The sequence below is a fragment of the Saccharothrix isguenensis genome (genome assembly GCF_052936305.1).
In genome coordinates, this window is sequence record NZ_CP193626.1 from 3,745,805 (window position 1) to 3,763,680 (window position 17,876).

Genomic DNA, 17,876 nt, shown 5'->3' on the forward strand with positions numbered 1-17,876 from the left:
TCACGGCACGCCAGCCAGCGCGACGGCCCGCGTGATGGTGCTGAGGGGGTCGCCGACCAGTCCGGCGGCGAGCGTGCTGCCGTCAGCCTGGTCGATGACGAGGAAGCTGCCCATGCGGCGGCTGTTCGTGTAGTCGTCGAGCGGGACGGCGGAGGTGGTGCGGACCGTCACCTGGCCGATCTCGTTGAGCGTCAACGTGCCCGGGTCTTCGACCGTGGTCAGGTTCTGCTCGTCGAAGCGGGTGTGGAGCTGGGTGACGATGGCTTGGACGGTGCGTGTGCCGTGTTTGACCAGGACGCGGGCGCCGGGGGTCAGTGCCTTCTCCGAGAGCCAGCAGACGGTGGCGTCGAATTCGTCGGTGACCTTGGGTGGGACGGCGGCGGCGGCGATGAGGTCGCCGCGGGAGATGTCCAGGTCGTGCGCGAGGAGGAGTGTCACGGACTGGCCGGATGCGGCTTGTTCCAGTGGGCCGTCGGCGGTGTCGATGCCGGTGACGGTGGAGCGCAGCCCGTCGGGCAGGACGGTGATCTCGTCGCCGACGCGGACGGTGCCGGCGGCGACCTGGCCCGCGTAGCCGCGGTAGTCGGGGTGTTCGGCGGTGCGGGGGCGGATGACGTACTGGACGGGGAAGCGGAACGGCGCGTCGTGCGGGTCCACGTCGACCGGCACGGTCTCCAGGTGTTGCAGCAGGGTGGGGCCGTCGTACCAGGGTGTCCGGTCGGAGCGCTCCACCACGTTGTCGCCGGCGAGTGCGGAGACGGGGATCGTCACCACGGCGTCCTCGGGGTAGCCCAGGGCGGTGGCGTGGGCGGTGAACTCCTTGGCGATGCGGGAGAACGTGGCCTCGTCGTGGTCGACCAGGTCGATCTTGTTGACCGCCAGCACCAGGCGCGGCACGCCCAGCAGGGCGAGCACGGCCGCGTGGCGGCGGGTCTGCTCGATGACGCCCTTGCGGGCGTCGACCAGCAGCACGCCGAGCTGCGCGGTGGAGGCGCCGGTGACGGTGTTGCGGGTGTACTGGACGTGGCCGGGGGTGTCGGCGAGCACGAACGAGCGTTTCGGGGTGGCGAAGTAGCGGTAGGCCACGTCGATGGTGATGCCCTGCTCGCGTTCCGACCGCAGCCCGTCCACCAGCAGCGACAGGTCGGGGGTGGTCAGGCCGCGGTCGGCGCTGGCGCGGTGCACCGCGTCGAGGGTGTCGGCCAGCACGGACTTGGTGTCGTAGAGCAACCTGCCGACCAGGGTGGACTTCCCGTCGTCCACGCTGCCCGCCGTCGCCAGCCTCAACAGGTCGCTCATCTAGAAGTACCCCTCCCGCTTGCGGTCTTCCATGGCGGCCTCGGACAGCCGGTCGTCCGCGCGGGTCGCGCCGCGCTCGGTGAGCCTGCTCGCGGCGACCTCGGCGATGACGGTGGCGATGTCGGCGGCGTCGGACTCGACCGCGCCGGTGCACGACCCGTCGCCCACGGTCCGGTAGCGGACGGTCTTCTCGACCATCGTCTCGTCCGCGCGCGGACCGCCCCACGGGCCCTGCGCGAGCCACATGCCGTCGCGCAGGTACACCTGCCGACGGTGGGCGTAGTAGATGTCGGGCAGCTCGATGTTCTCGCGGGCGATGTAGTGCCACACGTCCAGCTCGGTCCAGTTGGACAGCGGGAACACCCGCACGTGCTCGCCGGGGCGGTGCCGGCCGTTGTAGAGGTTCCACAGCTCCGGGCGCTGGCGGCGGGGTTCCCACTGGCCGAAGGAGTTGCGCAGGCTGAAGATCCGTTCCTTGGCCCGGGCGCGTTCCTCGTCGCGGCGGCCGCCGCCGAACACGGCGTCGAAGCGGTGGCCGGTGATCGCGTCGAGCAGCGGCACGGTCTGCAACGGGTTGCGGGTGCCGTCGGGGCGCTCGGCCAGCCGCCCGTCGTCGATGTAGTCCTGCACCCTCGCCACCTCCAGGCGCAGCCCGTGCCGCGCGACGACCTTGTCGCGGAAGGCGATGACCTCGTCGAAGTTGTGCCCGGTGTCCACGTGCAGCAGCGGGAACGGCACCGGCGCGGGCCAGAACGCCTTCACCGCCAGGTGCAGCAGCAGCGTGGAGTCCTTGCCGCCGGAGAACAGGATCACCGGCCGGTCGAACTCGCCGGCCACCTCGCGGAAGATGTGGATCGCCTCGGATTCGAGGCGCCCCAACGTGTCCAGAGCTGTCGTGGTCATCCGTGCAACCCGCATTCGGTCTTGGCCCGCCCCGCCCACCGGCCGCTGCGCGGGTCGGCGCCCGGCAGCGGCTTCACGGTGCACGGCGCGCAGCCGATGGAGGGGTAACCGTCCTGCACCAACGGGTTCTCCAGGATCCCGTGCCGGGCGATGTAGTCGTGGAACTCGTCGTCCGACCACGCCGCGATCGGGTTGACCTTCACCAGCCCGTTGCGGTCGTCCCACGCCACGACCGGCGTGCCCGCCCGCGTCGGCGCGTCCACCCGACGCACCCCCGTCACCCACGCGTCGTAGTTGTCCAGGGTGCGCTGCAACGGCACGACCTTGCGCAGCCGACAGCACTCGGTGGGGTTCGTCCTGTTCAGCAGGCCGAACCGGGCCTCCTGGTCCGCGACGGACTGCTCGGCCGCCGCGTTCACGATCCGGACCTCGGGATAGACCAGGTCCACCGCGTCGCGGGTGCCGATCGTCTCGGCGAAGTGGTAACCGGTCTCCAGGAACAGCACGTCCACATCCGGCTTCACCTTGACGGCCAGATCGATGAGGACGGCGTCCTGCATGTTCGACGCGACGATCCAGCTCTCGCCGAACGTCCGGGCGGTCCACGCGAGCGCCTCCTCGGCACCGGCCTGCGCCAGCTCCACCGAAGCGGCCTCGGCGATCACCTTCAGCTCCTCGACCCTGGTCGGGGCGGTCATCGCTGCACCTCCTGAGGAAGGTTGAGACCAACGAACTTCACCGTGAACACGCGGCGACACGAGGCGCACAGCCACGAATAGTCGGGCTCCTCCTGCGGACGAAGGTCCTCGTCACCGCAATAGGGGCAGTAGAAGGGCGTGGCCCGCTCACTCACTTGAGATCACCCTCGTCGGCGCGGGCGACCCACTGCGCGAACCTCTCGCCCGGCTCACGCCCGGCCACGAAGTTGCGCACCACGCGCTCGACGTAGTCCGACAGCTCGACGGCGGTCACCTTGTGGCCCCGCAACTTCCGGCCGAACCCGGCGTCCAGCCCCAGCCCGCCGCCCAGGTGCACCTGGAAACCCTCGGCCTGCCGCCCGTCCCCGTCGGCGACGATCATGCCCTTGAGGCCGATGTCCGCGGTCTGGATCCGGGCACACGAGTTGGGGCAGCCGTTGATGTGCACGGAGACCGGCTCGGTCACCCCGCCCACGATGTCGGCCAACCTGCTCTCCAACGCCGACACCAGGTCGACCGCACGGGCCTTGGTCTCCACGATCGCGAGCTTGCAGAACTCGATACCCGTGCACGCCATCACACCGCGCCGCCACGGCGACGGCTCCGTCTGCAACCCCAACTTCGCCAGGTCCGACCGCAGGTTCCCGACCTCGCCCTCCGGCACGTCCAACACGACCAGCTTCTGCTGCGGCGTCAGCCGGACCCGGCCCGACCCCGCCCGCTCCACCACCTTGGCCACCTCGACCAACGTGGAACCCGACACCCGGCCCGCGATCGGAGCCGCCCCGATGTAGAACAGGCCGTCCTTCTGCCGGTGCACACCGATGTGGTCACGCGGGACCGCGGGCACCTCCGGCGCCGGACCGTCGACCAGCTTCCGCTTCAGGTACTCGGTCTCCAACACGTCACGGAACTTCCCCGGACCCCAGTCCGCGACCAGGAACTTGATCCGCGCCCGGTGCCGCAACCGCCGGTAGCCGTAATCGCGGAAGACGCTGATCACGCCCTCCCACACCTCCGGCACCTCGGCCTCCGGCACCCACGCGCCCAGCCTCTGCCCGATCATCGGGTTCGTCGACAGCCCACCACCGACCCACACGTCGAAACCCGGCCCGTGCTCCGGGTGCTCCACCCCGACGAACGCCACGTCGTGGATCTCGTGCGCCACGTCCGGCAACCCCGAGATCGCCGTCTTGAACTTGCGCGGCAGGTTCGCGAACCGCGGATCACCGACGTAACGGCGCAGGATCTCGTCGATCGCGCCCGAACCGTCGACCACCTCGTCCTCGGCGATCCCCGCCACCGGCGAGCCGAGGATCACGCGCGGACTGTCACCACACGCCTCCATCGTGGTCAGACCCGCGTCCTCCAGCTTGCGCCAGATCGTCGGCACGTCCTCGATGCGGATCCAGTGGTACTGGATGTTCTGCCGGTCGGTGATGTCGGCCGTGTCACGCGCATAGGTCTGCGACAACTCGCCCAACAACGCCAACTGCCGCGTGGTCAACCGGCCGCCGTCGATCCGGACCCGGAGCATGAAGAACTCGTCGTCCAGCTCCTCCGGCTCCAACGTCGCCGTACGACCGCCGTCGATCCCCGGCTTGCGCTGCGTGTACAGCCCGTACCAGCGGAAACGCCCACGCAGATCAGCCGGGTCGATCGAGTCGAAACCACCGTGGGCGTAGATGTTCTCGATCCGCGAACGCACGTTGAGCGGATTGTCGTCCTTCTTGCTCCGCTCGTTCGGGTTCAGCGGCTCGCGGTAGCCCAGCGCCCACTGCCCCTCACCTCGGCGCTGCTTGCCCTGGACTGCCATGCTCGAATCCTCCAGTGGTGCGGTTGCTTCTGTGGTGAGTCCTGTGAGGACTAAGTGGTCCAGGTGTCCTTGCCGTGCAGCAACGCGCCGAGGTCGGGCGTCTTCGCGGCCTTGGCCTGTTCGACCTGTTCGCGTGCTGCGTCGTCGTAGGTGGTGCGTGCGGTGTTGCGGAACACGCCGGTGACGGTGTGCTGGAGGTCCTGGGTGGACAGTCGTGACAGGGCGAAGGCGAGGTTGAGGTCGGTGGCGTCGTGCACGACGATGTCGTCGGGTCGGACGTCGGCGGTCTTGGCGACGCCCAGTCCGTAGCCGTCGCGGACGACGGCGTAGTCGCCGCGGCCGAAGGTGATGGGTTGGCCGTGGACGACGTTGATGATCCGCTGGGCGGCTTCTTCCTCGTCCTTGAGCACGTCGAACGCGCCGTCGTTGAAGATGGGGCAGTTCTGGTAGATCTCGACCAGTGCGGTGCCGCGGTGTTCGGCGGCCTGCCGCAGCACCTCGGTCAGCCCGGCCCGGTCGGAGTCCACGGCGCGGCCGACGAAGGTGGCCTCCGCGCCCAGCGCGAGGGACACGGGGTTGAAGGGGTGGTCCAGCGATCCGAGGGGGGTGGACTTGGTGACCTTGCCCTCCTCGGAGGTGGGCGAGTACTGGCCCTTGGTCAGCCCGTAGATCCGGTTGTTGAACAGCAGGATCTTGAGGTTGACGTTGCGGCGCAGGGTGTGGATGAGGTGGTTGCCGCCGATGGACAGCGCGTCGCCGTCGCCGGTGACGACCCACACCGACAGGTCGGGCCTGGCCACGGCGAGGCCGGTGGCGATGGCCGGGGCGCGTCCGTGGATGGAGTGCATGCCGTAGGTGTTCATGTAGTACGGGAACCGCGAGGAGCAGCCGATCCCGGACACGAACACGATGTTCTCGCGCTTGAGCCCGAGGGTGGGCAGGAACGACTGCACGGCGTTGAGCACCACGTAGTCGCCGCAGCCGGGGCACCAGCGCACTTCCTGGTCGGACTTGTAGTCCTTGGCCTTCTGCGGCTCGTCCGCGGTGGGCACGCCGACCAGGCCTCCCAGGGCCGGCAGTCCCAGATCCGTCGCCGTCATTCCGACACTCCCTTGATCACGTCGGCGAGCACGTCCTGAAGCTCCTCGGCCTTGAACGGCAGGCCCTGGACCTTCGTGTAGCTGATCGCGTCGACCAGGTACCTCGCCCGCAGCAGCAGGGCGAGCTGGCCGAGGTTCATCTCCGGCACGACGACCCGGTCGTAGCGGCGCAGCACCTCGCCCAGGTTCTCCGGGAACGGGTTGAGGTGGCGCAGGTGGGCGTGCGCGACCGGCATCCCGAGCTTGCGCACGCGGCGCGCGGCGGCGCCGATCGGCCCGTAGGAGGAGCCCCAGCCGACGACCAGGACGCGGGCGTCGCCGGTCGGGTCGTCCACCACGACGTCGGGGACCTCGATGCCGTCGATCTTGCGTTGGCGCAGCCGGACCATGTGGTCGTGGTTGGCCGGGTCGTAGGAGATGTTGCCGGTGCCGTCGGCCTTCTCCAGCCCGCCGATGCGGTGCTGCAGCCCGGCGGTGCCGGGCACGGCCCACGGGCGGGCCAGCGTCCGCGGGTCGCGCAGGTAGGGCCAGAACGTGCCGTCGGGGGCGTTGGGCTCGGTGGCGAAGGTCACGGTCAGGTCGGGCAGGTCCGCCACGTCGGGGATCAGCCACGGCTCCGAGCCGTTCGCGATCGCCCCGTCCGACAGCAGCAGCACCGGGGTGCGGTAGACCAGCGCGATCCGCGCGGCCTCCATCGCGGCGTCGAAGCAGTCCGAGGGCGACCGCGGCGCGACGACCGGGACCGGGGACTCGCCGTTGCGGCCGAACATCGCCTGCAGCAGGTCGGCCTGCTCGGTCTTGGTCGGCAGTCCGGTGGACGGGCCGCCGCGCTGCACGTCGATGATGATCAGCGGCAGCTCGGTCATGACGGCCAGGCCGATGGTCTCGGACTTCAGCGCCAGCCCCGGCCCGGAGGTCGAGGTGATGCCCAGCGCGCCGCCGTAGGAGGCGCCCAGGGCGGCGCCGATGCCGGCGATCTCGTCCTCGGCCTGCAGGGTGGTGATGCCGAAGTGCTTGTGCCGGGACAGCTCGTGCAGGATGTCCGAGGCCGGGGTGATGGGGTAGGTGCCCAGCACCACCGGCAGCCCGGACCGCTGCCCGGCCGCGACGATGCCGTAGGCCAGCGCGGTGTTGCCGGTGATCTGCCGGTAGGTGCCCCGGTCGAGCTTGGCGGGCGCGACCTCGTAGGTGACCGCGAAGGACTCGGTGGTCTCGCCGTAGTTCCAGCCCGCCCGGAACGCCAGCACGTTGGCCTCGGCGATGTCGGGCTTCTTGGCGAACTTCTCCCGCAGGAACCGCTCGGTGCCCTCGGTGGGCCGGTGGTACATCCACGACAGCAGGCCCAGGGCGAACATGTTCTTCGCCCGTTCCGCGTCCTTCTTGCCCAGCCCGGTGTCCTCCAGCGCGCCTATGGTCAGCGTGGCCATCGCGACCTTGTGCACCTGGTAGGTCCCGGTGAGGGTGTCGTCCTCCAGGGGGTTGGCCGCGTACCCGACCTTGGTCAGGTTCCGCTTGCTGAACTCGTCGGTGTTCACGATCAGGATCCCGCCCTTGGGCAGGTCCTCGATGTTCGCCTTCAACGCCGCCGGGTTCATCGCCACCAGCACGTCGGGGCGGTCGCCGGGGGTGAGGATGTCGTAGTCCGCGAAGTGCAGCTGGAAGCTGGACACGCCCGGCAGCGTGCCCTGGGGCGCCCGGATCTCGGCCGGGAAGTTCGGCTGGGTGGCGAGGTCGTTGCCGAACGCGGCGGCCTCGGAGGTGAACCGGTCACCCGTGAGCTGCATGCCGTCGCCGGAGTCCCCGGCGAACCGGATCACCACTCGATCCAGCTTGACCACGTCGTGCACGTGTTCCTCCGCTCAGGGGTGCGGAGCGGTTCCCGGGCGGGAACCGCTCCGCGTCGGTCACGCGCGACCGCTGAAGTACAGCTCGGCGGTCTTCCAGGTGAGCTGGCCGATCGCGCTGCCCAGCGCGCGGCCGTGGAGGTCACCGTCCTCGAAGTGGATGCCGCCGTAGCGGCGCGAGATGCCGACCTGGGCGGCGGCCTCGGTGAACGTCGGCCACGAGAGGGTGATCGGCGAGCTGGGCAGGTTCTGCTCGAATGCCATCGCGCCGGGCTGGATGGTCACCGAGTGGCCGAACTGGTTGCTGCCGGTGAACTGCCGGAAGACCTCGGCCGCCGCGTAGCTGAACGCGCTGTGGCCGGACACGTACTCGGCGAACGGCGGGGTCGGGAACGCATCCTCCTGGTAGGGCCGCCACGCCGCGCCGTCCTGCTGGACGGTGCCGCTGTTCGGGCCACCCCATGCGGCGACCTGCTGGTTCTGGAACAGGTGGCGCACCGAGGTGATCGGACGCACGTAGTCGTAGTACCGCTTGACGTACCACGCCGCGACCGCGGCGTCAGCCTGGGCGTTGCCCATCGCGAAGAACAGCTTCGCATCCTTGTCCAGGCTGTTGTTGTCGCGCCTGGACACGACCTGGGCCAGTTCCATCCAGTGCCCGGAGGGCCACGAGGTGCCCACACCGTCGGCCCAGTACTCCGCGATGACCTTCTGCTTCTCGGTCAGGTTCGCGCTGATGTCCAGGAGTTCCTGCGACTGCCGGACGTACTTCTCACTGCCGTACGGCGCCGGGCCGGGGGTCTTCGTCCGGCGGAGGCCCTCCAGGATGGCCTTCTGCGCGGTGTCCTGCCACGACGCGGGCAGACCCTGCACCGACAGCAGCTTGACCTTGCCCCAGTGCGCGCCGAGGAAGCCGTCCGTCGAGGTCGAACCGTCCCTGTTCGGGTGGGTCAGCGGCTGGTAGCTGTTGGGGTCGCGCACCGTCGCCGGGTCGAAGGCGAAGATGTCCATCGGGTCGTTGCGCGGGACCCAGCCGGTGTAGTCGCTGTACGGCGCGCCGCCGTTGAGGTCGCCGAGCTGGTTGGAACCGTCGTGGTGGCGGTAGTCCAGCACGGCCTTGCACGCCTTGGTGCCGATCGCGGCGGGCGATGTCGGCCCGCCCGGCACGGTGCTCGGGTCGTAGCCGAGCTTCACCATGAGCTGGTCGAACGCCGGCTTGCTCGCGGGGTAGATGTCCTTGACCGCGAGGTAGGCCGCGTAGCTGATCGCCTTGCTCTTGTTGGCGAGCGTCCGCTCGGCGAGGGGGCGGCGCAGCTGCGAGCCGTAGCGCGTACCGGTGGCCGTGCCGTCGTACGCGGCCCACGCGTCGTAGGTGCAGGTGTGCACGATGCCGGAGGCGCGAGCGATGTGGGGCGGGCCGAGCTTGCCGACCCTGATGGCGTCCATCAGGGCCTGGTCCCACTGGATGATCACGTTGTCGCCGGCGGGGACGGTTCCGCCCTCGGCTCCGGCGACCGGCGTGAACACGCTCGCAGTGAGGGCGGCGGCCAGGGCCACCGGCGTCAGCGTCGAGCGCAGACGGCGCCGACGGGTGTCAGTGCTCACAGATGCTCCAGGTGGAAAAACGAACCGGGCAAGACCTGCGCGATTACGGCAGACGGACTGTCACACGAACGTCACGCGCCCATCAATCGCCGAGTTCAGCGGGTTCGCACATCGGAAATCTTCATGACGGGACGGCGAGTTGATCTTGATCCAGGGCTGCGGCGCACCCAAGCTTCAGGGTGGAACGACGCGATCCGCCAACCATGTCGTGCGGGTCGTCATTTCACGAGAGGCATACTCGATGACCAAGCCAGCCGCCGATACCACGCCCGTCGAGACGGCGGCCAGCCGGTGGCGGAGCAAGGCGCCCGCTCGGCCGAAGCCCGCGGTGATCATGAGGGCCACGGCGATCACCGTGGTCATGCTCCTGCTGCTGGTCGCGATCGGCTCGGTGACGAACTCGGTGCTGTTCACCGCGCCCCTGGCGGCGACCGCGATGCTGCTCGTGGCGATGCACGCGACGCCGCCCGCGCAGCCCCGCAACGTCGTGCTCGGTCACCTGGTGTCCGTGGTGATCGGTCTGCTCATGGTCACCGCGTTCGGCCACCACCTGTGGGTCGCGGCAGTGGCCGCGGGACTCGCGGTCGGCGGCATGCTCGCGCTGCGAGCCGCGCACGCGCCCGCCGCGGCTACCGCCGCGGTGGTCGTGCTCCAGACGATCGCGCCGCTGACCGCGGTGCTCGTCTTCCTGATCGGCAGCGTGCTGCTGGTCGTCGTCGGGTGGGCCGTAGGCAAGTTGGTCCCCGCGCTGCGCTACCCCACCTACTGGTGGTGACGGCGTGCCGCCATCGCAACGAACACCATAGAGAGCTGAGGACATGTCGAAGCACCAACCGCTCGTCGACTCCGCGTGGTTACTCGCCCACCTCCAGGATCCCTCGGTCGTGGTGGTGGAAATCGACAACGGCACCGCCAACTACGAGTCGGGTCACGTGCCCGGTGCCGTGAAGATCGACTGGGAGCGCGACCTGCTCGACCCGGTCGTGCGCGACGTGGTGCCGCGTGACCGGTTCGAACAGCTGGTGTCCTCGTTGGGTATCGGCAACGACGACACGGTCGTGTTCTACAGCGCCCAGAGCAACTGGTGGGCGGCCGTCGCCTACTGGTACTTCCGCATGTACGGGCACGCCGACGTGCGGCTGCTCGACGGCGGACGTCGGGCGTGGATCGTCGGCGGGCACCCCCTGAGCAAGGAGTCGGTCACCCGCGCGCGCACCGCGTACCGGGCGAAGGACCTCGACCTGGCCACCCGGGCGTACCGCGACGACGTGCTCGACGGTTCGACCGCGCTGGTCGACGTCCGCTCGCCCGAGGAGTACACCGGGGAGCTGCTGGCCGCGCGCGGCATGTCGCAGGAGCACCCGCAGCGCCGGGGCCACATCCCGAACGCGGTGAACATCCCGTGGACCGAGACGGTCAACGAGGACGAGACGTTCAAGTCGCCCGAACAGATCGCCGAGGTGTACCGCGCGCACGGTGTGCCGCTGGACGACGGCGTCACCCTGTACTGCCGCATGGGTTGGCGTTCCTCGCACTCGTGGTTCGCGCTCAGCGAGCTGCTGGCCGTCGACGGCGTGCGCAACTACGACGGCAGCTGGAACGAGTACGGGATGCTCACCGGCGTGCCCATCGAGCGCACGTCCGCCTGATTCCCCGCACCGACCCCCTGCTCTGATCCCCTGCCCGTCGGCAGGCGTTCGGGGACTCCTCCGCGAGTCCTCGGGCGCCTGCCGTCCGCCGTCCGTACTTCTCGCGTTGCGGGTCTGAGGAGCGCTTGACCATGTCCGAAACGATCACCGAACCCGTGTGGTCGCGCTACCGGGTGGCCGCCGGGTCGCCGCAGGACCGCGGTCGCACCAGGGTGCGGCTCCTCGGCGGCTTCGAGTTCCACCACGACGGCCGGCGCGTGCAGCTCGGCGCGAGCGCGGAACGGCTGGTCGCGCTGCTGGCGTTGCGCGGCGCGCCGGTCGTTCGCGCCAGGGTGGCCGCCGTGCTGTGGCCCGACGCGTCGGTTACCCGTGCGGCGGCCAACCTGCGGTCCGTGCTGTGGCGGATGCCGTCGGGCACCGACACCAGCGTGGTGTCCACCCGGGACCAGCTCAGGCTGGCCGACGACGTCACGGTGGACCTGCACGCGGCCGACGACCTCGCGTTGCGCGTCCTCGACGGTGACGTGGCGCCGGTGGACGAGGACCACCTCGGCGTCGCCGTGCGGCAGTTGCTGTTCCACGACCTGCTGCCGGAGCACACCGAGGACGCGTGGCTGCTGGAGGAGCGCGAGCGGTTCCGGCAACTGCGGCTGCACGCCTTGGAGGCGTTCTGCCGGATGCTGTCGGCGAAAGGGCTGGGCGGCCTCGCGATAGAGGTCGGCCTGGCGGCGCTGCACGCCGACCCGTACCGGGAGAGCGCGCACCGCGCGCTCATCGACGTGCACCTCGCCGAAGGCAACCGCCGCGAGGCCGCCCGCCAGTTCGAGGAGTGCAGGCGGCTGCTGCACGACGAACTGGGGATCTCACCGTCGGACGTGCTGACCCAGCTGATCCACCAGGCCTGCCTCTCCATGGACGACCGCCTTTTCCGGAGCCTTGCGGAATGCTCGCAAGGCAACGTTCACTAAGGCGCACACCAGTACCGCGTTCTTCAGCACGTACTGGCCGTTCAGCGTCGGGACGCCCCAGGCGGCCCAGATCTCGCCGGGCAGGACGAACACGGTCAGGAAAATACCGGCCATGTGGCCCAGGGCCACGACCACGGTGGTCCGAGGCAGTTTCCCGGTGATCAGGCCGATTCCGATCAGGATTTCCGCCACGGCCAGCAGCGGCATCGACACCGAGGGCTTGACCAGCCCCATCGTCATCGCCGACATCGCCCGGCCGGCCAGGTCGTCCACCGGGCTCAGACCGGGGATGACCTTCATCCCGCCGAACCACACGTACAGCACGCCGATCACCGAACGCTGCACCGGGACCTGATTGCGCTGGTAGCGATCAATGATTACGATGGCGATACTCCGCAAACTCGTCCGCATTTCGCCCCCATTCCTCGGGTGAGAGCGCCGACGCTAGCGAATGGGCTGTCGCCAACTCGTTGCCCATTCGTCACGGAAGATTTCCGGACGGAGTCGACGGTCGCAGAAGAATCTTTTCGCGAGGTCGGCGCGCACGCGCTGGCGCGTGTATTCGCCGCCCGTGCGGCTCGCTCCCCGTCACGGCCCGCCCAGGGGATGAATGGATGATCGGCCGAGCGTTGCGGTGTCGTGGCGGCCGACCACACCGCCGACCACGTCGAACGGGCCGAGCGCCGAGGTCTCGTGGCGCGGGCAAGTCACCGGACGACCGCCGGGTGGTCGCCGTGTTCATCACCCCGGCGGGGCGCGACCTCGCCGAACGGTTGCTCTTCGTGGCTCCCGGTCGGAGCAGGGAAGCGCGGGTCGAGGTGTCCGCACGACGAAACCCCACCGCCCAGCGGCGCTGCCGTTGCCGGCGACCACCAGGGTCGGGTCGGCGGCCTGCGCCGGCGCGGGCGCCAGGGCGGCGGCCGTCGTGAGAGCGATCAGTGATCTCATGCGTCCTCCGTCCTACTTGTGGCCGAATTGGCCGAAGGTGTCCGGGAGCGCTCCTGGAGAAGATAACGCAACAATTTCGAATGAGGCAAGATAATTCACGTACGTGGATTCGCTTTGTTCCGTCACGAAACCCAGTCGAGCCCGTTCGCATACTTGAACGAATGGCTCGATGAAATCCGGCGGACCTCGAAAGGAACGCACGCAACACGCATTCCGGGTCCGGCAGGCCAGTGGCGGGCCACCGCGATCGTCACCCGACGGGCGGATGCGCGGTGAGTGGACCACCGGAGTTCACGTCACGGAAACCACCGGGCGGCCCACCTGGATCTACAGTCTCGCCATCTTGGACGACATCGACCCCTTCATCGGAACGGCCGCGACCTCCCTGCCCCCGGCGCAGGGTCTCGCGGCCACTTGGTGGTGGCCGAAAGCGCAGATCGGGAACACCCACCCGGGTGCCACGTCCCCGCTCGGCATGGTCTCCGCGTGCGCCTACTCGGGCGCCTACCCGACCGGTTACGGCTTGTACACCAAGAACACCGAAGGCCTGCCGGAGGAGATGTTCGACCGGCCGCAGGCCTCCGGGTTCACCCATTTCCAGCAGTCCGGCACGGGCGCGATCCGCAAGTACTACAACTACGTGCGCGTGACGCCGATGGTGCAGCCGCTGGACACCCTCGGCCAGGCCTGGCCGCTGCACGACGAGGTGGCCGAAGCCGGGTACTACGCGGCCACGCTGGACACCGGCGTGCGCTGCGAGATCACGGTCGGCGCCAAGGTCGCGGTGCACCGGTACACGTTCCCGGAGCACCGCGGCGCGAGGATCGTGGTCGACCTGTCGTGCGGCGGGCTCGCCATCGACCACGGCAACACGGTGCCGCTGCGGGCGCACGTGGAGAGCACCGGCCACGGCCGCGCGCAGGGCACGGTCGTCGTCGAAGGCGTGCCGCTGTCGGTGTACGTCGAGGTGGACGTGCCGGGCTGGCGGCAGATGCTGTGGCACGACCGCCGGCTGATCGAGGGCGGCACCCGGCTGGACTTCGACCGCATCAGGCAGACCACCCTGCGCCCGTTCGGGCTGCTCTTCCTCGGACCGGCCGCCGCCGGGCAGAGCGTCGAGGTGCGGATCGGCTTCTCGCTGCGCGGCTGCGAGCAGGCCAGGGTGAACCTGCACCGCGAGTGCGGCGAGGGCACGCCGGCGTTCGACACCACGCTGGCGCGCACGAAGGACCGCTGGCGCGACCACATCGGCCGGATCGAGGTCGAGGGTGGTTCGCCCGCCCGCCGGAAGGTGTTCTCCACCGCCCTGTACCACTCCCTGATCAAGCCGTGCTTCGCGGACGACGAGAGCCCGTTCTGGCCGACGTCCGGTCCGTTCGCCTTCGACGTCTGCACGATGTGGGACATCTACAAGACCCAACTGCCGCTGCTCGCCGCGATCTGCCCGGACCGGGCGGTCGACCTGCTGGAATCACTGATCCGGGTGTGCGAGGAGGAGGGCAACTTCCCGATCGGCTACCGGATGGCGCGCGGCGCGGACCGGTTCTTCCGGCAGGCCAGCGCACTGGTGCACACCGCGCTGGCGGACGCGCACGCCCTCGGACTCGGTGACCTGGACTGGAACTGGGCGCTGGCGCACATGGACGCCGACCTGCGCCGGATGTACGGCGAGGACTTCTACGAGCACGGCGTGGTGCACCCGATCTCGCACACCCTCGACCTCGCCTACGCCTACCACTGCACCGCCGGCGTCGCCCGAGCCCTGAACGACGGCCCGCTCGCCGACGACCTCGCCGCCCGCGGCAACCTGTGGTCCAACGCGTTCGACCCGGCGACCGGCCTGCTGCTGGACTCGTCGTTCTACGAGGGCGGCAAGTGGAACTACTCGTTCCGGCTGCTGCACGACATGGCCGGGCGGATCGCGCTGGCCGGCGGTGACGACGCGTTCGTCGCCATGCTGGACGCCTTCTTCGGCTACGGCGCGCCGCCCGTGACGCAGCCGGGCGTGCGGCCGGACCCGACCGAGATGGCGATCGGCTACGCGCTGAACCGGTTCGAAGGGCTCAACAACGAGCCGGACATGGAAGCGCCGTGGTCCTACCACTACGCGGGCAGGCCGGACCGCACAGCGGAGATCGTGCACGCGGCGCTGACGTGGCAGTTCGGCACGGGCGCGGGCGGGCTGCCGGGCAACGACGACTCCGGCGGGCTCAGCTCCTGGTACGTGTGGGCGTCGCTCGGCCTGTTCCCGATCGCCGGCCAGAACCTGTTCCTGGTCAACGCACCCGCGTTCGCGCGCGCCACCATCCACACCGGCGGCCGGGATTTCGTCATCGAGACCAGCGGCCACCGGGAGACGCCCATCAGCTCCGACGGGCTGGAGCGGGTGCCGCCGCCGCAGTACGTGCAGTCCGCCCGGCTCAACGGGAAGCCGCTGGACGTGGCGCACCTGCGCGCGTCCGACGTCCACGCGGGCGGGCGGCTGCACCTGGAACTCGGACCGGAGCCCTCGGCCTGGGGCCGCGACTCCCGGCCGCCGTCACTGTCCGACCCCACCGCGACGGGAACCAGCACATGAGCAGGCCGAGTCGTCGTCTCGTCATCGTGGTCCGGGCCGACCCGGTCATCTGCGGCCATTCCGGTGAGGCCCGCAACCTCGCCGAGGTCGCGCTCACCCGCGGCTTCGACGACGTGCGGCTGCTGACGTGGCCGCTCCCGGCGCTCCAGGCGGCGGGCCTGCCGTTGAAGCCGCTCGACCGGATCACGCCGTACAGCGCGGGGATCACGGTGGAACGGCCGGAACCGGTGGGCGACTACCGGGTGCCAGACGGCCGGTACATGGCCGGGCTCACGGGCCGCCTGGTCGAGTTGCTGGCCGAACAAGTCCCGACGACGTGCCTGTCGATGTACCTCGCGCCGCACACGGCGGTGGTGGGGGAGGCCGTCGCCGCGGCGCGTGCGGCCGGCTACCGGCCCGACGTGCACACCATGGCGAAGGCGGTGGGCTCGGACGTCACCAACGTGATCCGCTCCTGCCTGCGCGAGGGCCGGTTCGGGGCCGCTGTCGCGCTGCTGACCACGTTCCTGGCGAACGACCGGGTGCTCGCGGTGTCGGAGTACACCCGGCAGGAGATCGTCGCCTCCGCCGAGGACGTCGACCGGCACTGCGGCACCCGGCTCGCCGACGAGTGCCGCCGCCGGGTGTCGGTCAGCTACCCGCCGATCGACACCTCCGCGTACCTCGGTCTCGACCTGGCGCTGGTGGACGCCGCGCTCGACCGCCGAGGCCTGGAACGCGACGGCTACGTGCTGTTCCTGTCCCGGGTGGCGCGGGCGAAGGGCGTCTACGACCTGGTGGCGGCATTCGGGCAGTCCAGGGCGCGGTCGCGGGTGAAGCTCGTGGTCGCCGGGAACGGCCCGGCGCTGGACGACGTCCGGCGGCTCGCCCGGGACGACGACCGGATCGTGTTCCTGACCGATGTGGACGACGAGGAGAAGCCGCTGCTCATGCGCGGCTGTGCGGCCTACACCCTGCCGACCAGGCCGGAACCGGACTTCGTGGAGACGTTCGGCATCGCGTTGACCGAGAAGATGCTCGCCGGCGGCGGACCGGTCATCACGACCATCACCGGAGGCACGGGTGAGGCGGTCGGCGGCACGGCGATCATCGTGGAGGCCGGGGACGTCACGGGCCTCGCCGCCGCCATTGACCGGGCGGTGCTGGAGATGTCACCCGAGGAGCGGCGGTCGAGGGAGGTCCGGGCCCGCGGGCACGCCATGTCGTTCGACCGGGCACGGGTGTTCGACGACCTCTTCGCCGCGCCCGTCCTGCCCACCCGGGACCGCGCTCCGGCCGCACAGCACCAGGGCTCTTCCGGGTGACTGCCGGGGGCGAGCTGCCGGTCCCGGTGCTGCCGCGAACAGCCGAAACCCGTTCATGTTCCTTCACGGGCATCCTCCGAGATCGCTGTTCCCTCTGCCCCGAGGGTTGGCACTTGTCCGGAGAGGGCAACCCTCGACCGCGCGGTCGCTTTGCACCTGTTCTCGACGAACACGGGAGGTGGACCATGTCCAGCCCGGACAGCGAGCTGGGGCGCGGCGCGGTGGTGGTCGGGTTCGACGGCTCGGAGCGGTCGCGGCAGGCCGCGCACTGGGCCGCCCGCGAGGCGGCGAGCCGGGGGTTGCGACTGGCCGTCGTGAACGCCATCCGCGGTCCGTTCCCCGAAGTGCTGGTGACGCCCGTGTCCATGCCGTTGCCGCAACTGGTGGACGAGGCGGCGGTGCGCGCCTACACGAACGAGCACCTGGCGGAACTCGCCGACGAGTGCGGCCGGATCGCACCCGGTCTGGAGGTGTCCACCCGCGCGCTCGACGGGCACCCGGCCGCGGTGCTGGGCGAGGTCGCCCGGGACGCGGCGCTGCTGGTCGTCGGCTCCTCCGGCGCGACCGGCATGGCCAGGCTGTTCGCCGGCTCCATCACGGCGGACCTGGCGCACCACTTCACCGGACCGCTCGTGGTGGTGCCGGACGCCGGAGCCGAGGACGGTCACGTCGTGGTCGGCGTGGACGGGTCGGACCCGAGCGACCGTGCGGTCGACTTCGCGGTCGACTTCGCCGCCCGCCACGACCGCCCCGTGGTCGCCGTGCACGCCACCACCGGCCTCCCGGTCGACGTGCTCACCCCCGGAGGGGCGTGGGGCCAGGGCCTCGGCCTGGGTCTCGACGCCGAACAGCTCCGCACCTCGGCGGACGCCCTGATCGCCGAGTCCCTCGCCGGACCTCTCGCCCGTCACCCCGAGGTGCGGACAGAGCGGACGGTGTCGTTCGCACGGCCCGCCCAAGCCCTGCTGGAAGCAGCGGAAGGCGCGGCGCTGCTGGTCGTGGGCAGCCACGGGCACGGAGCGGTGCACCGCGCGCTGCTCGGCTCGGTCAGCCACGCCATGCTCCACCAGGCCCACTGCCCGCTCGCCCTCGTGCGCGGTGACCGCGAGCCCCGCTGACGCCTCCGCACCGGATGGTCCGCACCACCCGGAGCGGGCGAGGACT

General features: G+C 70.2%; 15 protein-coding genes. 6 read left to right on the forward strand and 9 right to left on the reverse strand.

Annotation, left to right across the window (positions count from 1 at the left end):
- The 8 genes from ACRAKI_RS17070 to ACRAKI_RS17105 are packed head-to-tail and all read right to left on the reverse strand — an operon-like array spanning position 1 to position 9,265.
- Positions 1-1,299 carry a sulfate adenylyltransferase subunit 1 gene (locus tag ACRAKI_RS17070; protein ID WP_447008084.1) on the reverse strand — a complete coding sequence of 433 codons (1,299 nt, stop codon included), beginning with the start codon at positions 1,297-1,299 and terminating at the stop codon, positions 1-3.
- Positions 1,300-2,202, reverse strand: coding sequence for a sulfate adenylyltransferase subunit CysD (cysD, locus tag ACRAKI_RS17075; RefSeq protein WP_447006218.1), 903 nt, complete (start codon positions 2,200-2,202; stop codon positions 1,300-1,302).
- A complete protein-coding gene (locus ACRAKI_RS17080; RefSeq protein WP_447008085.1) occupies positions 2,199-2,900 on the reverse strand; it encodes a phosphoadenylyl-sulfate reductase in 702 nt (233 codons plus the stop codon). The genes cysD and ACRAKI_RS17080 overlap by 4 nt, the downstream gene beginning before the upstream one ends.
- Positions 2,897-3,055, reverse strand: coding sequence for an Insertion element protein (locus ACRAKI_RS17085; RefSeq protein ID WP_447008086.1), 159 nt, complete (start codon positions 3,053-3,055; stop codon positions 2,897-2,899). Before ACRAKI_RS17085 ends, ACRAKI_RS17080 begins: the two co-directional genes overlap by 4 nt.
- A complete protein-coding gene (locus ACRAKI_RS17090; RefSeq protein WP_447008087.1) occupies positions 3,052-4,716 on the reverse strand; it encodes a nitrite/sulfite reductase in 1,665 nt (554 codons plus the stop codon). Before ACRAKI_RS17090 ends, ACRAKI_RS17085 begins: the two co-directional genes overlap by 4 nt.
- A 50-nt stretch (positions 4,717-4,766) precedes the next feature.
- The gene (locus tag ACRAKI_RS17095; RefSeq protein WP_447008088.1) at positions 4,767-5,816 is read right to left on the reverse strand and encodes a 2-oxoacid:ferredoxin oxidoreductase subunit beta; all 1,050 of its coding nucleotides are present in this window, start codon (positions 5,814-5,816) and stop codon (positions 4,767-4,769) included.
- Positions 5,813-7,663 carry a 2-oxoacid:acceptor oxidoreductase subunit alpha gene (locus ACRAKI_RS17100; protein WP_447008089.1) on the reverse strand — a complete coding sequence of 617 codons (1,851 nt, stop codon included), beginning with the start codon at positions 7,661-7,663 and terminating at the stop codon, positions 5,813-5,815. The genes ACRAKI_RS17095 and ACRAKI_RS17100 overlap by 4 nt, the downstream gene beginning before the upstream one ends.
- Positions 7,664-7,720: 57 nt before the next feature.
- On the reverse strand, positions 7,721-9,265 hold the full coding sequence (locus ACRAKI_RS17105) for a vanadium-dependent haloperoxidase (RefSeq protein ID WP_447008090.1): 1,545 nt from the start codon (positions 9,263-9,265) through the stop codon (positions 7,721-7,723).
- Between the two features lie 241 nt (positions 9,266-9,506).
- On the opposite strand from ACRAKI_RS17105, the gene ACRAKI_RS17110 reads away from it, so the two are divergent.
- The 3 genes from ACRAKI_RS17110 to ACRAKI_RS17120 all read left to right on the forward strand — a co-directional run bounded on the left by ACRAKI_RS17110 (position 9,507) and on the right by ACRAKI_RS17120 (position 11,882).
- The gene (locus ACRAKI_RS17110; protein ID WP_447008091.1) at positions 9,507-10,040 is read left to right on the forward strand and encodes an HPP family protein; all 534 of its coding nucleotides are present in this window, start codon (positions 9,507-9,509) and stop codon (positions 10,038-10,040) included.
- A gap of 43 nt (positions 10,041-10,083) precedes the next feature.
- On the forward strand, positions 10,084-10,914 hold the full coding sequence (locus tag ACRAKI_RS17115) for a sulfurtransferase (RefSeq protein ID WP_447008092.1): 831 nt from the start codon (positions 10,084-10,086) through the stop codon (positions 10,912-10,914).
- Positions 10,915-11,045: 131 nt separating this feature from the next.
- Entirely contained in the window at positions 11,046-11,882 is an 837-nt protein-coding gene (locus tag ACRAKI_RS17120; RefSeq protein WP_447008093.1) for an AfsR/SARP family transcriptional regulator, read from the forward strand.
- On the opposite strand, the gene ACRAKI_RS17125 is transcribed toward ACRAKI_RS17120, so the two are convergent.
- The gene (locus ACRAKI_RS17125) at positions 11,778-12,293 is read right to left on the reverse strand and encodes a DoxX family membrane protein (protein ID WP_447008094.1); all 516 of its coding nucleotides are present in this window, start codon (positions 12,291-12,293) and stop codon (positions 11,778-11,780) included. The genes ACRAKI_RS17120 and ACRAKI_RS17125 overlap by 105 nt on opposite strands.
- Positions 12,294-13,173: 880 nt before the next feature.
- Here ACRAKI_RS17125 and ACRAKI_RS17130 point away from each other — a divergent pair.
- The 3 genes from ACRAKI_RS17130 to ACRAKI_RS17140 all read left to right on the forward strand — a co-directional run bounded on the left by ACRAKI_RS17130 (position 13,174) and on the right by ACRAKI_RS17140 (position 17,830).
- Positions 13,174-15,408 carry a glycoside hydrolase domain-containing protein gene (locus ACRAKI_RS17130; RefSeq protein ID WP_447008095.1) on the forward strand — a complete coding sequence of 745 codons (2,235 nt, stop codon included), beginning with the start codon at positions 13,174-13,176 and terminating at the stop codon, positions 15,406-15,408.
- The gene (locus ACRAKI_RS17135) at positions 15,405-16,712 is read left to right on the forward strand and encodes a glycosyltransferase (protein WP_447008096.1); all 1,308 of its coding nucleotides are present in this window, start codon (positions 15,405-15,407) and stop codon (positions 16,710-16,712) included. The genes ACRAKI_RS17130 and ACRAKI_RS17135 overlap by 4 nt, the downstream gene beginning before the upstream one ends.
- A gap of 185 nt (positions 16,713-16,897) precedes the next feature.
- Positions 16,898-17,830, forward strand: a complete 933-nt coding sequence (locus ACRAKI_RS17140; RefSeq protein ID WP_447008097.1) for a universal stress protein — start codon at positions 16,898-16,900, stop codon at positions 17,828-17,830.
- Positions 17,831-17,876: the final 46 nt, after the last annotated feature.